This window comes from Hamadaea sp. NPDC051192, assembly GCF_040682475.1.
GTDB classification, from domain to species: domain Bacteria; phylum Actinomycetota; class Actinomycetes; order Mycobacteriales; family Micromonosporaceae; genus Hamadaea; species Hamadaea flava.
Map to the genome: position 1 here is coordinate 1 of NZ_JBFBAZ010000180.1, position 13,635 is coordinate 13,635.

Here is a 13,635-nt window from a genome sequence, read left to right on the forward strand (position 1 = left end):
GATCAGGGTTCCGTGTCGAATCTTTCTCCATGATTCGACCTAGAACCCTGATCCAGCGCCCAAAGCCGGCGGGGCCGAGCGGGCGGGCCGAGCGGGCGGGGCCGAGCCGGCCCAAGAGCTACGGCCAGAGCACCAGGTCGGGGTCGCAGGCGATAGTGATGAGCTGGTCGAGGGTGACCGGCGGGGTCGGCCGGCTGACCGGCCACCGTCCCTCGACGTCGGGCGTGTTGTGCGTACGCGCCACGACGGCGGTCTGTCCGGTGTAGACGTAGAGGACGTAGCCGATCATGCCGCCGTCACCGGTGGTCGGATACACCTCGATGACCTCACCATGCGGCCCCGTACGCAGACTGCACAGCGAGCCGGTGGTGCAGCGATCCGCCTCCGGCCGCAGGTCGACGTGCCCGGCCTCGATCACGATGGAGCCCCGGCCGAGCCGATCGGTCGTTGCCGCGCCGGCCAGCACCCCGGCGACCCCGTTGAACGTCGTCGAGGTTCCGGCGGTCAGCGGCGGCGGCCCCGTCCAGTACGCGTCCCGCAGCTGAGCGAACGTGGTGTCCGGCAACGCCGCCACGACACTGCGGCGGACGGCGCAGGTGAACAGGTCCAGCCGTTCCGGCGACAACGGCTCCTGCTGATCCGTGTTCTGCGCGGGGATGCTTTCGCTGGGCAGGTCGGTCGGATACTGCGTATCCGCTGCCGGCACGCTCGGCCCGACGTACGGAACGCTGTCCCCGAACGGGAAATCGGAGCCGGTCGGCAGCGGTGTCGGCGCGTTCGTCGGCACTGCCGTGTCGCACGAGCCCGCCGCGGGACCGCCGCCGAACGGCTCGAAGTAGAAGGTCGCGCCGAACAGCACCACGCCCGCGCCCATCGCGGCGGTGGCCATCCGCAACATCTCCGCGCGCCGCTTCCGGCGTCCGGCCGAGATCGCCTGCCGGGCCGTGATGCCCAGCGGCGGCTCGTCCCGCCCGATCTGCTCGCGCAACGCGTCGGTGAACCAGTCCTCGGTCATCTCACGCCTCCTCGACCAGTCGCGACCGCAACAACGCCAGACCCCGCGAGGTCTGGCTCTTCACCGAGCCCTCGCTGATCCCCACCAACTCGGCCACCTCGGCGATCGGCAGGTCCTCCAGATGCCGCAACACGATCACCGCGCGTTGCCGCGGCGGCAACTGCGCGAGCAGCGCCAGCACGTCGGTCTCCGGCCCGCCGGACGGCTCGGCTCCGGGGTGGTCCGGCACGTCGGCCACGATCCGTTCGCGCTTGCTCACCCTTCTATTGCTCAGGTACGCGTTGAGCAGCGTCCGTCGCGTGTAGGCATCGAGAGTGGTCGCCTGAATCCGTCGCCAATGCCGATACAGCTGTACGAACGTGTGCTGGACCAGATCCTCGGCGAGGTGCCAGTCCCCGCACAGCGCGTACGCGACTCGGCGCAGCTGCGCCGCGCGCGCGGCGAAATACTCCGCGAACTCGGCGTCCTTGTCCTGCCCGGCATCCGTCACACATCAAGTACGCACGAGCCCCCGCAAAGGTTGAGACGAATCCACGCCACATTCCGGTGAATCCCGAGCGGCCGAACCACGCAGCGGCGCGCCCTTCTGCGCCCTGGGTATGCGATTTATGTCCGTTTCCCAAGATCATGCGCCGAAGATTCGCCTCACAGAATCGTTCCGCGCATACGACCTGCCATCACCCGGCCGAGTGATGGCGCGAGGTCAGTGGTGCGCGGCCGTGGAGATTGGACAGTAAGGTGGCAGCGCACTCATCCCGGAAGGGAGTCGTCAGTGGACCTTAAAGGTGCCGACATGGTGGTCGCCGCCCTCCAGGCCGGCACTTCTGCTGGCATCACTGCAACAACCGCCACCGCGGTTTCCGAGTGTTATGCGGCCCTGAAGATGATGGTGATCAGGCGACTGCAGCGGGACGGGACCTCGGCATCCGACACGGAGTCACTGATTGCCGGCATCGTGGGTGATCCGCAGGCGCTCATCGCTGCGCTGAGTGACGTTCACAGCACCGATCCGGTGGTACACCAAGCGGCCGAACTGCTCGCCACTCTCGGCCGGCAGAATGGCCGGACCACCGTGAGGATTGCCAGTTCGACCGGAATCATGGTGGGAGACCACAATCAACAGACAATCCACGTCCGGAGTGACGGGTAGCGCCCCATCGGCCAGAGTTCTAACCGTCTCCCACGCTGTCGGCGGCCAGGTCGGCGACGGAAATGTTCAGTTCATAACGGTTGAGCGACGCTCATTGCCTCCCAAGACAGCCAATCGTGTGAGCGCTTTGGTGGGGTGCGTGCTGACACTCTGTCTGGCTGCGGACACTGCGAATGCTAGGCCGGACGGCGGGAGTCCGACGGCGTGGTTTCCGCGTGCCCCCGTCAGCTTCGCTCCTGACGGTCCGATGGTCAGCTGCCAGCCGGTCGACAACAATCCGGACGCCGTGGCGCAGGTCGGCGATCAGGTGGCTACTGCTGAGTATTACCGCAAGAGCTCGTTGTTCCTTCTCATGGACGGCCGGCAGGACGGCCGATCGGCGGTACTGCAGCTGCGGATCTCCGGCGTGCTCGCCGAACCGGAGGAGTGGGCGAACTCGAAGGGGTGGACCTGCCATGGTCGGCAGCACATGTTACCCAAGGTCATCCGGCCGAACCTGCTGAAACCTGAGGACACGGTGCAGTTTCGGGTATGTGTCGAGGACAGGGAGGTGCCGAGCGCGTCCCAGTTGCGCTGCGGCGATTGGGTGCTCGACGGGCTGCGCTGAACCGTCAAGGGCGGAGGCGGGCGATCGTTTCGGGGGTGAGGCGCCGGCCGAGCGTTTCGAGGGCGGCGAGCACTTCGGCCAGGTCGGCGGGGGAGTGCTCGCCGAGGGCGGCGGCGACCGCGTCGTCGATGCCGGCTGTGGCCACCTTTTGCCGGCGCGGTGTCAGTTCGGGGTTGCGGCGTAACAGTTGCCGCCGTTTGTCGGCCGGGTCGGGTTCGGCGACCACCGAGCCGACCTCGCGCAGCCGGGCCACCGCGCCGGACACGGCGCTCTGCGGCAGGCCCGTACGCCGGGCCACCTCCACGACGGTGGTGCCGGGATGGGCGTACACGTCGCTCATGACGATCACGACGGTGCGTTCGCCGCCGGTCGGGCCGCTTTCGGGGGCGGGCAGCGCCTGTTCGCCGAGCTTCATCAGGGTTCGGCCGAGCAGGATCAGTTCGACGGGTCTCACGTGATCCAGAGTACATCACTCTTGATGCATCAGAAATGATGGACTACGGTCCTGATCATGACTGACACGAGGAACGGTTACCTGACCACCGACGGCGCTCGCATCCACTACCAGGTCGCCGGCTCCGGGCCGACGCTGTTCGTCTCGCAGAGCGGCGAGGGCGACGCCGACCGTACGGTGGACCTCGTCGGCGGACTGGCCGACCGGTTCACGGTGGTGACCTACGACCGGCGTGGGCTGTCGCGGAGCATCCCGGCCGACCCCGCTGCCCCGGTGTCGCTGCGGCGGCATGCCGACGACGCGGCGGCGGTCCTCCGCGAAGTCGCCGACGGACCGGTGCTCATGCTGGGACTCAGCCTCGGGGCCGCCGTTGGACTGCACCTGCTGTCGGCGTACCCGGGGATTGTGCGGAAACTGATCGCCCACGAGCCGATCGCAGTGCGCTTCCTGGACCCGGCCGAGGAGCGAGCGACCCGCGAGAAGCTGGCGGGAGTGGTGGCCGTGCACCGCGAGAGCGGCTGGCGGGCGGCCGCCGCGCAGGTCGCGGCGGTGCTCGGGATCAACCCGCGCGAGCAGGACACCGAGCCTGGCATCACGCGGTTCCCGTTCACCGATCAGCGGGCCGCGAACTTCGAGTTCTTTCTGCGCAACGACCTCGACGCGGCGCTGACCGACTCGCTGAGCCTGGCCGACGTGGCGCGCGACGCGCCGGTGATCCCGGCGGTCGGGGCGACCAGCCCGAGCGACGGGTTCGACTACCTGGCGGCGCTGGCGCTCGCCGAACATCTCGACGTCGCCCCGGTACGCTTCCCCGGCGGTCACAACGGCAACCTGACCCATCCGCGCGCGTTCGGCGAGAAGGTTGTCGAGCTGCTGAAGTGACCGCCGGGGCGCGGCTCAGGTGAGCTGGCCGATCGAGTCGACGAGCAGCCAGACGCCGAAGATCACGAACAGGACGGCCGCGCCGTACTTGATCGCCTTCTCCGGCAGCGCCTTGCCGAGCCAGCGGCCGACCAGGATCGCCAGCGCGTCGGCGGCGACCATGCCGATCGTCGAGCCGATCCAGGTGCCGAACCAGCCGTGCTGGGTGGCCAGGGTGATCGTGGCCAGCATCGTCTTGTCGCCGAGTTCGGCGAGGAAGAACGCCCCGCCGACGGCCCACAACGCCGATCGGCCGGTGCGCCCGGCCTTGGCCTTCTCGTCCTCGGTCAGGCTGTCGCCGCGCAGCGTCCACGCGCCGAAGACGAGGAACGCGATGCCGGCCGCCAGACCGATCCACCCGGTGGGCAACGCCGCCCCGAGTCCGTAACCGACCGCGACCGAGACCAGGTGCACCACCGCGGTAGCGATGCTGATGCCGGCCAGCACGGTCGTCGCGCGATAACGGGTCGCGAACGTCATGGCCATGAGCTGCGACTTGTCGCCGAGTTCGGCGACGAAGATCACGCCGAAACTGATCGCGAGCGCGACCAGGAAACCTTCCACTTGCGTCCTCCCGGGGATGGATGCCGGGAGGAGAGCGCGTGCGACGACCTCGACCCGGCATTGCTGCCTGAGCCGAAGGTCTCGCCCACCCGCGCCCGGTAAGCCGGATGCGGGCCGGAGGGCCGGGTCCCGGGGGACCAGTGTGTCGACCACTCCGTGTGGGGGCTACTCCCCTTCGCTGTGCCCAAGGCTAACGGCGAAGGCCGGATCGGCGCGCGGCGACGTGATCAACGCCACGGGCAACGTTTTAGCGTCCCGGATCCGTCTCCCTGACGACACAGAAACGGGGAGGCGACGATGACGAAGTCCCGGCGCGTACGCAAGACGCGGTCACCGATCTGGGCCCGGCTCGTCGTGGCCTTCGGGCTGCTGGTCAGCCTGGCCGGGTTCGGTGGGCTGGCCATGGTCGGCAAGTTCTTCGGCGACCTGACGAGCGGCATCGAGACCGGCACCACGGAGGAATCGCCCGCCGCGGTCGAAAAGGTCAGCAACGACAAGGCCCTGAAAGGCCCGATCACGCTGCTGTTGCTCGGCATCGACCATCGGCAGGGCTGGGCCGCCGACGACGCGCGGTCGGACACGATCATCATCCTGCACATCTCGGCCGACCACGAGCAGGCGTACCTGATCTCGGTTCCCCGTGACTTCGCGCTGCCCATCCCGGCCTGGACGAAGTCCGGGTTCAAGGGGCGGGTCGCGAAGATCACCGCGGCGTACCAGTTCGGGTCCGAGCGCGGCGCGGGCTGGCAGGGCGGCGCCGGCCTGATGCAGAAGACCATCAAGCAGCTCGCCGGGATCACCTTCGACGGCGTGATCGTCATCGACTTCGACGGCTTCAAGAACGTCATCGCGGCCATGGGCGGCGTACACATGTGCGTCGACCGCGACACCTGGTCGAGCCACTACATCAAGAACGCCAAGGGGCAGCCCGAGTACTACAGCTACAAGGGCGACCACAAGCTGTCCAACAGCTGGATCCACAAGAAGGGCTGCCGCGACATGGCCGCCTGGGAGGCGCTGGACTACTCGCGGCAGCGCTATGGGCTGCCCAACAGCGACTACGACCGGCAGAAGCACCAGCAGCAGCTGCTGAAGTCGCTGGCGAAGAAGGCGACCAGCGCCGGCGTCCTCGGCGACCCGGGCAAGCTGTCACAGGTCGTCAAGGCCGCCGGCTCCTCGTTGAAGATGGACACCAAGGGCGTACAGCTGGACACGTTCGTCTTCTCGCTCAAGTCGCTGGGCGCCGCCGACCTGATCACCTTGAAGACGAACGGCGGCACCTACGCCTCCTGCGGCTACGACCTCGGCGGGGAGAGCTGTGAGGGGATCACCCAGGGGACGAAGGACATGCTGGCCGCGGTGAAGACCGACACCCTGGGCGACTTCATCACCGACAACCCCGAGTTCCTCAGCCAACCGGCGAGCTGAGCAGCTCGCCGAAGTACGCCTCCGGCCCGCCGTCGAGGTGCTCGGGCGCCTCGGCCAGGAACTCCCGCAAAACGTCGGTCGCGTTGTGCCGATCGAGGTCGGCCTGGCTGCGCCACTGCTCGTACAGGAAGAAGCGGCCGTCGGTCTGCTCGTGCAGGTGGTACTGGAGGTTGCCCTCGTGGCCGCGCGACGGCTCGACCAGGTCGGTCAGTTGCCGCCGCAGGACGTCGGCGTGGCCGGGCTTGGCGGTGAGGAATCCGTAGAGGGCGATGGGCGCTGCTGATTTCGTCGTCATATGATCACCGTACGAGCTGACATCAGTGTCAGATTCAAGGTCGGGTAAGGCGGGTCACATGGAGCCGGGCCATCTCAAGCTGAGCCGCCTCAAGATTGGCGAGCTGTCCGAGCGCACCGGCGTCGCCATCCGGCTGCTGCGCTATTACGAGGCGCAGGGCCTGCTCGTCGCCCAGCGCAGCGAGGGCGGCCATCGCCACTACGGCCCCGACGCGGTCACCGCCGTCGCTCGCATCCGGACGCTGCTGGCCGCCGGGCTGCCCACGCGGGTCATCCGCGACCTCATGCCCTGCTTCGCGGGGGACGGCGTCGAACTCCAGGCCTGCGTCCTGGATCATCTGCGGGTCCAGCTCGCCGACCTCGACTCGCGGATCGCGGATCTCACGCAGGCCCGCGTGGCGCTCGGCGGCATTCTCGCCGACTCCACGCGGGCCCTCGCTGTCGTCTAGGCCCAGCTGGTACGCCGAAAGCCGGGGCCGCCGTCGGTACAGCGGATCGGCAGAACAGCGGAATCCGTCAGAACAGCGGGATGCCGGCGATCTTGCAGAGCTCCTGCATCGCCTTGTACGCCTTGGCGAAGTCCGCGCCCGACCGAGCGCCGAGCACGCTCTTCAACGCGTCCGTGCAGCTGTTGAGCTGCTGGACCTTGTTGGTGTCGGACCCCTCCGAGGTGTTCGCCGCCTGGGCCTTGGCCGCCTCGGCCTCCGCCTTGGCCGCGGCGACCTCGGCCTGCATCTCCTGGACCTTGCGCTGTCCGTCGGCCACCTGGACGGCCAGCTGGTCCTCGCGCTCCCGGTGCGCCTTGTCGGCGGAGACGAAGTAGCCGGTGACCGCGGTCAGCAGCACGACCAGCACCACCACGACACCGGTGAGGATCTTGACCGCCGGGCGGCGCGGCGGGGTCTGGTAGGGGACCGCGGTCACGGGGTATTCCTGCACCGTGGTCGGAACGGCGGCCTGGCCGTGCACCGGCCGGTCGGATCGTCGGAGTTCGGCATCGGAGTCTCCCCAGTGGATCTAGCAGAGTGGATCTAGCAAAGTGAATCAAGCAGAGTGGATCTAGCGTGCGGTCGCCCCCAGTGTGGCCCCCGCTGTCCACTCCAGCCAGACAGTGTCGTCAGGCTGTCAGCGGCCGTCGCCGGAACCAGATCAGCAGCACGATACCCGCGAGCAGACGCCCGGCGCCCAAGGGATGGCCGGGGCGAAAATCGGTTGGCCGGGCAGGCGGTTTCGGCGATCCTCATGGCATGACGTACTGACGCGCACCCTCCCGGTTTCTCGAATCCGTCTCCCGTTGCGAAGTGAGCGTCTCTCCTTGTCTCAGCCCTCTGCGGCCGTCACCGAGTCCGGTACGGCCACCGTCACCGTGTTCGCCGCCCCCACCAGCTGGATCGAGTCCGACGCGGTCGACCAGTGCCACCAGGTCGCGGCGCTGCCCGGCATGATCCACGTCGCGGGCCTGCCCGACCTGCACCCCGGCAAGGGCGCGCCGATCGGCGCGGCCATGTCGTCGTCGGTGCTCTATCCGCTGCTCGTCGGGTCCGACATCGGATGCGGCATCGCCGTCTTCCCCATCCGCCTCAAGCGGGTCGTGCCCGAGAAGCTCGCCGCCCGATTCCCCGACCTCGACGTGCCGCTCGACCCCGAGGCCGACGCCGAGGACCCGGCCTGGTCGGTGGTCGACGGCGACCCTGCTGCGGCCATCCCGGCTGGGCATCGCGACAGCCTCGCCACCGTCGGCCGGGGCAACCACTTCGTCGAGCTGGCCCGGGTCGGCCCGGTGCTCGCCGCCGCGCACGCCGAGCGCCTCGGGCTAGCCGAGCACGACCTCGTCCTCATCGTCCACAGCGGATCGCGCGGCTTCGGCGAGCGGATTCTGCGCGAGCACACCGAGGTCCACGGGGCCGGTCCGGCCGCCGACCCGGCGGCCTACCTCGCCGCGCACGACGACGCCGTCCGGTGGGGATCGCTCAACCGGCGGCTCATGGCGGCGCGGGTGGCGTACGCCCTGGGCGCGGAACCGCTGCCGCCGATCGTCGACGAATGCCACAACCTCGTCGAGGTACGCGACGGCGCGTACCTGCACCGCAAGGGAGCCGCCCGGGGCGACGGGCGCGACGTGCTGATCGCCGGCACCCGGGGTACGCCGTCCTACCTGGTCGCCACGCACGCCGGCCCGGAAGCCAACTACTCCGTCGCGCACGGGGCCGGGCGCAAGATGTCCCGCGCCGACGCGCTGCGGCGTGGCCGGGCCAAGCACACCGTTGAGGAGTTGCGGCGTACGCCGGTCGGCTCGGTGGTCGTCTGTGGTGAACGGCAGCTGCTGTTCGAGGAGGCGCCGACCGCGTACAAGCGGATCGAGCAGGTGATCGGCGACCTGGTCGAGCATCGGCTCGCGACGCCGATCGCCACGACGATTCCCCTCGTCACGTTCAAGACCGCCGATGTGGGCAGCGCCGACCAGGATGCCCGGCGCGACCGGCGGAAGCGGGGACGGCGGTGAGCGTACACCTGCTGTTGTCGGCTGGACGTGGGCCGCAGGAATGCGCGTGGGCCGTGGCGATGCTGGCCCGGCGGCTGGAAGCCGACGCCGCGCGACGCGGGGTGACCACCCGCCGGGTCGAGAGCGTGCCGGGGGAGCGGCCCGGCACGCTGCTGTCGGTGCTCGTGGCGATCGACGGGGCGAGCGACGGGGCGATCGGCGGCGATCGTGATCCGGCCGCCGCCGAGACGTTCGCCGCGAGCTGGACCGGCACGCTGTGCTGGCAGGCGCCGAGTCCTTACCGGACGGTCGGGCGCAAGAACTGGTACGTCACCGCGCAGCCCTGCCAGCTCGACGCCGAGCGGATCGGGTTCGCCGAGTCCGACGTCGAGATCGTGGCCTGCCGCACCGGCGGACCCGGCGGCCAGCATCGCAACAAGGCCAGCACCGCGGTACGCGCGACGCACCGGCCGACGGGGATGGTCGTCGTGGTGGACACCGAACGTCAGTTCGCGCTGAACCGGAGGATCGCGTTGCAGCTGCTCCGGACGCGGATCGAGGACCGCGACACGGCGGCCGGGCGGGAACTGGTCGCCGACCGCTGGAAGATCCACGACGAGCTGGTCCGGGGCAACCCGACACGGGTCGAACGCCCCTAGCTCGTCCACTGTAGATGACTGGCGGTTTTGCGTCATTGCGCAAAGCCGCCAGCCGGAAACGTATCCGGGGGAAACCCGCCGCTGTCAGGATCCCTAGCCAGGATCTGCGCACGCGGAAGGAAACCCCCACATGCATGTCCATTCCAGACGGGCGCGCGTCGCACGCATAGCCGCTGCCGCCACCCTGACCATGACCGTCCTCGCCGTGCCGGAGCGCACGACGGCGGCGGAGAGCCACCCGCTCGTCGGCTCGACCGCCGCCACGACCGCCGCGACCGCCGGCCGGGAGATCACCCTGATCACCGGCGACCGCGCCGTACTGACCACCGACGCCCAAGGCCATCCGTCGGCCACCCTGTTGCCCGGACCGGCGACCGAACAGGACGGCTACGTCACGCGCCAGTTCCGTGGCGACCTCTACGTCATCCCCGCGCAGGCCATGCCGCTGATCAGCCAGGGGCGGCTCGACGAGGAGCTGTTCAACGTCACGGCGCTGGCCCGCCAGGGCTACGACGACGCGACCACCGACGACCTTCCGCTGCTCGCGACGTACGCGGGACAAGTCGCCCGGAGCCGCACGGCCCCGGCGGCGCTCGACGGCACCAGCGTCACCGCCACGCTGCCCGTCGCCGACGCCGTCGCGCTGACGGCCGACAAGGAGAAGGTGGCTGACCTGTGGCGTGACCTGACCGACGACGTCGGCCCGGTGATCGGCAAGCTGTGGCTGGACGGCAAGGTCACCGCCGACATGGCCGAGAGCAACGCGCAGATCCGCTCCCCGCAGGCGTGGGCGGCCGGGTTCGACGGGACGGGGGTGACCGTCGCGGTGCTCGACACCGGATACGACGCGACCCACCCGGACCTGGCGGGGCAGGTGGTGGGCTCGAAGAACTTCACCACCGACAGCGGCGGAGCCGTCGACCGGCACGGCCACGGCACCCACGTCGCCTCCACCATCGCCGGCACCGGCGCGGCCTCGGGCGGAGCCGAGAAGGGCGTCGCGCCGGGCGCGAAACTGCTCGTCGGCAAGGTGCTCAACTACTCCGGCAGCGGCCAGGACTCCTGGATCATCGCCGGCATGCAGTGGGCGGTCGACTCCGGTGCGGACGTCATCAGCCTGAGCCTCGGCGGCAGCGTCGGCACCGACTGCACCGACCCGGTCGGGGTGGCCGCGCAGCAGCTCGCCCAGCAGTCGAAGTCGCTGTTCGTCATCGCCGCCGGCAACACCGGCAAGCTCCAGACCATCAGCGCGCCGGCCTGCGCCGCCGACGTGCTCACCGTCGGGGCGGCCGACTCGGCCGGCAAGACGGCGTACTTCTCCAGCCGTGGCCCGGTCACCGGGCAGCACACGGTCAAGCCGGAGATCGCCGCGCCCGGCGTGGACATCGTCGCGGCGGCGCTCGGCACCGGCGGCTACACCGCCATGTCCGGCACGTCGATGGCCACCCCGCACGTCGCCGGCGTCGCCGCCCTGCTCAAGCAGCGGCACCCGGACTGGACCGCCCAGCAGCGCAAGACCGCGCTGATCTCGGCGGCCACGCCCAGCCCCGACTCCCAGGTGTACGCACAAGGCACCGGCGTCGTGGACGCGTACCGGTCGCTGACCGCGACCGTGTTCGGGCCGGGGACGGCGTACGCCGGATCGTTCAGCTGGCCGCACCGGCACCAGGAGCCGTCCACCACGACGGTGACGCTGACCAACACCGGTGCCGAGGCGGTCGCCTTCGACCTGTCGATCGTCGGCGCGACCGGCGAAGACGGTACGGCGCTGAAGAACCGGACGTTCACTCCTGGACTCTCGAAGATCACCGTCCCGGCGCACGGAACGGCCGATGTGCCTGTCGTCTTCGACCCGGCCAAGAACCAGACCGCCGCCGCGTACGGCGACATCGGCGCCCGCCTGGTCGCCACCGCCGCCGACGGCAGCACCGTGACCACGGCCATCGGGGCGTACCTGGAACCGCACATCATCACTGTCAAGCTGCACGTCGTCGACCGGCGTGGGCTCGCCCCCGCCTCGCCGTCCTTCGTGGACGTCGTCGACGCCGACCGGCTCACCGCCCAACGCTTCACGGTCTTCGGCACCGATCCGGTGCTGCGGCTGCGGGACGGCGACTACTCGATCACCGGTGTCATCGCGAGCCGGGACGAAGGCACCACCGACGCGAACGGCCTCGTCAAGTCGCTGACCTTCGTCGGCGACCCGGACCTGCGCGTCAACACCGACGACGTCGACCGGACGCTGACCCTCGACGCCCGCGACGCGGTGAAGCAACGGGTCCAGGGCGAACGGCCGCTGGAGGCGCAGTCGACCGCGATGGAGTACGTCCGGGACTGGGACGGCGTCTACCTGGCCGCCGGCCTGGTGGGCGGCACCTCGATCGACGACGTCTACGTGCAGCGAACCGATGCCGTCACCGACGGAGCGTTCACCCTGGGCACCTTCTACCGCATGTACGCGCCGGAGCTGAGCCTGCGCTCCACGAGCGGCATGTCACTCGCCCCGGAGTACGTCCAGCCGCCGACCTTCGGGCCGCTGCTGCCGGTGAAGTTCGACGGATCCGGCCAGGCCGACCTGGTCGCGGCGGGCAAGGGCACGGCCGCTGAGCTGGCCGCGGCGGGCGTCGGCGGCAAGCTGGCGTTCGTCGTCGGCGCGGCCAACCTGGCGACGGTGATGAACGCGGCCGCCGCCGCGGGCGCGAAGGGCGTCGTCTTCGGGCAGGCCGCGGCCGGCCGATGGACCGGGATCTCCACCGCTGCGACCACCATCCCGGGCGTCACCCTCAGTGGGGCCGACACGGCTGCGGTGCAAGGCGCGCTGTCCGCCGGTCCGGTCACGCTGTCCTGGGACGGGGTCGCCGCCAGCCCGTACGTCTACAACCTGGCCTTCACCGACACCAAGAAGACCTATCCGGACGCCCCGAAGCAGGTCCACGACCGGGACCTTGGCCGGGTCGACGAGCGGTTCTTCGCCCAGCGTACGGATCGGCCGCTGCTGGACTTCACGATCGCGGCCTGGGACGGTTTCCCCGTGACGATCGCGTCGGCCTTCCTGAAGATCGGCGCGCCGCTGACGCGGACGGCGTACTTCACGGCCGGCCGGCAGTGGCAGTCGATGGTCGCCGGGGCCGGGATCTTCTCCGAGACCATGGTGGACAAGCCACGGGTCTACACCGCCGGCTCGGTCCGGTCGGCCGACTGGTACCAGGGCCCGGTCCGCTCCACCGGCACCCGACGGGCGGACTACTCGCCCGAGCACATCGGTGAACGCCAAGAGGGCCTGATCGGCATGGCGATGCTGCCCTGGGGCGACAGCGACCCCGACCACTGGAGTGGCGGCGGTTCCTTCGGTGACGTCGGCAACGCGGAACTGCTGCGCGACGGCGTCAGCCTGGGCACCTCGGCCTGGCCGTCGGGTCTCTGGGACGTGCCGGACAGCGACGCCGCGTACGAGCTGCGCGTCATGACGGCCCGGTTCAGCACCAACCAGGCGTGGTATCCGGGCTGGAACATGTACCGCAGCACGCAGACGGCGTTCCGGTTCCACTCGGCACGCCCGTCCGACGCGGGCCTGTACGCGTTGCCGCTGCTCGTCCCGACCTACGACATCCCCGCCGACCAGCGCAGCCTGACCCCGGCGACCGCCGGATTCGAGCTGGGCTTCGGCGCGACCGGGCAACGCGACTACGACGCGGGCACCATCGCCGCCGCGCGCGCCTGGGTCTCGTTCGACGACGGAACCACCTGGGTCGAAGCGCCGGTGACCCGATCGGGCACCGGATTCACCGCGACCGTCGACCAGTCGGCCGCGGCGGGCAAGTACGTCTCGCTGCGGGTCGACCTGACCGACGAGCACGGCAGCGGCGTCCAGCAGACCATCGTGCGGGCGTACGGCGTGCAGTGATCGTTCCATGAAGGACGCCGGGGCGGGTTCGCCCCGGCGTCCTTGCGTTTCACGCCTGGCCGGCTCAGATCAGTTCCCAGCTCAGCGGGGTGCCCTTGGCGGCGTCGCGGGTGAAGGTGCGGCCGAGGACCTTGTCGATCTCGATCGGGGGCAGGCC

General features: G+C 69.9%; 14 protein-coding genes. 8 read left to right on the forward strand and 6 right to left on the reverse strand.

Annotation, left to right across the window (positions count from 1 at the left end; all coding sequences use genetic code 11):
• Positions 1–118: 118 nt before the first annotated feature.
• Positions 119–1,015, reverse strand: a complete 897-nt coding sequence (locus AB0M47_RS38565; RefSeq protein ID WP_363423041.1) for a hypothetical protein — start codon at positions 1,013–1,015, stop codon at positions 119–121.
• A 1-nt stretch (position 1,016) separates the two neighbouring features.
• Positions 1,017–1,505 carry a SigE family RNA polymerase sigma factor gene (locus AB0M47_RS38570; protein WP_363423043.1) on the reverse strand — a complete coding sequence of 163 codons (489 nt, stop codon included), beginning with the start codon at positions 1,503–1,505 and terminating at the stop codon, positions 1,017–1,019.
• Positions 1,506–1,808: 303 nt separating this feature from the next.
• Between AB0M47_RS38570 and AB0M47_RS38575 the strand changes: the two genes are divergently transcribed.
• The gene (locus AB0M47_RS38575; protein ID WP_363423045.1) at positions 1,809–2,165 is read left to right on the forward strand and encodes a hypothetical protein; all 357 of its coding nucleotides are present in this window, start codon (positions 1,809–1,811) and stop codon (positions 2,163–2,165) included.
• Between the two features lie 247 nt (positions 2,166–2,412).
• Entirely contained in the window at positions 2,413–2,772 is a 360-nt protein-coding gene (locus tag AB0M47_RS38580) for a hypothetical protein (RefSeq protein WP_363423047.1), read from the forward strand.
• Positions 2,773–2,776: 4 nt separating this feature from the next.
• Here the strand turns inward: AB0M47_RS38580 and AB0M47_RS38585 are convergent, their stop codons facing one another.
• Positions 2,777–3,226, reverse strand: a complete 450-nt coding sequence (locus tag AB0M47_RS38585; protein ID WP_363423049.1) for a helix-turn-helix domain-containing protein — start codon at positions 3,224–3,226, stop codon at positions 2,777–2,779.
• Between the two features lie 57 nt (positions 3,227–3,283).
• Here AB0M47_RS38585 and AB0M47_RS38590 point away from each other — a divergent pair, with 57 nt between their 5' ends.
• Complete coding sequence (locus AB0M47_RS38590; protein WP_363423051.1) at positions 3,284–4,108, forward strand: alpha/beta hydrolase; 825 nt, start codon at positions 3,284–3,286, stop codon at positions 4,106–4,108.
• Positions 4,109–4,123: 15 nt separating this feature from the next.
• Here the strand turns inward: AB0M47_RS38590 and AB0M47_RS38595 are convergent, their stop codons facing one another.
• The gene (locus AB0M47_RS38595; protein ID WP_253749936.1) at positions 4,124–4,711 is read right to left on the reverse strand and encodes a TMEM165/GDT1 family protein; all 588 of its coding nucleotides are present in this window, start codon (positions 4,709–4,711) and stop codon (positions 4,124–4,126) included.
• Between the two features lie 297 nt (positions 4,712–5,008).
• Between AB0M47_RS38595 and AB0M47_RS38600 the strand changes: the two genes are divergently transcribed.
• Positions 5,009–6,139, forward strand: a complete 1,131-nt coding sequence (locus AB0M47_RS38600; RefSeq protein ID WP_363423053.1) for an LCP family protein — start codon at positions 5,009–5,011, stop codon at positions 6,137–6,139.
• Here the strand turns inward: AB0M47_RS38600 and AB0M47_RS38605 are convergent.
• Positions 6,120–6,434: a putative quinol monooxygenase gene (locus tag AB0M47_RS38605; protein WP_363423055.1), complete on the reverse strand. Its 315-nt coding sequence runs from the start codon at positions 6,432–6,434 to the stop codon at positions 6,120–6,122. The genes AB0M47_RS38600 and AB0M47_RS38605 overlap by 20 nt on opposite strands.
• Positions 6,435–6,492: 58 nt before the next feature.
• On the opposite strand from AB0M47_RS38605, the gene AB0M47_RS38610 reads away from it, so the two are divergent.
• On the forward strand, positions 6,493–6,882 hold the full coding sequence (locus tag AB0M47_RS38610; RefSeq protein WP_363423057.1) for a MerR family transcriptional regulator: 390 nt from the start codon (positions 6,493–6,495) through the stop codon (positions 6,880–6,882).
• A gap of 67 nt (positions 6,883–6,949) precedes the next feature.
• Here AB0M47_RS38610 and AB0M47_RS38615 read toward each other — a convergent pair whose 3' ends face one another.
• Complete coding sequence (locus tag AB0M47_RS38615; protein WP_363423059.1) at positions 6,950–7,357, reverse strand: hypothetical protein; 408 nt, start codon at positions 7,355–7,357, stop codon at positions 6,950–6,952.
• Positions 7,358–7,748: 391 nt separating this feature from the next.
• On the opposite strand from AB0M47_RS38615, the gene AB0M47_RS38620 reads away from it, so the two are divergent.
• The 3 genes from AB0M47_RS38620 to AB0M47_RS38630 all read left to right on the forward strand — a co-directional run bounded on the left by AB0M47_RS38620 (position 7,749) and on the right by AB0M47_RS38630 (position 13,478).
• The gene (locus tag AB0M47_RS38620; protein ID WP_363423061.1) at positions 7,749–8,936 is read left to right on the forward strand and encodes an RNA ligase RtcB family protein; all 1,188 of its coding nucleotides are present in this window, start codon (positions 7,749–7,751) and stop codon (positions 8,934–8,936) included.
• Complete coding sequence (gene prfH, locus AB0M47_RS38625; protein ID WP_363423063.1) at positions 8,933–9,574, forward strand: peptide chain release factor H; 642 nt, start codon at positions 8,933–8,935, stop codon at positions 9,572–9,574. Before AB0M47_RS38620 ends, prfH begins: the two co-directional genes overlap by 4 nt.
• Positions 9,575–9,764: 190 nt before the next feature.
• Positions 9,765–13,478, forward strand: a complete 3,714-nt coding sequence (locus tag AB0M47_RS38630; protein WP_363423065.1) for a S8 family serine peptidase — start codon at positions 9,765–9,767, stop codon at positions 13,476–13,478.
• Positions 13,479–13,635: the final 157 nt, after the last annotated feature.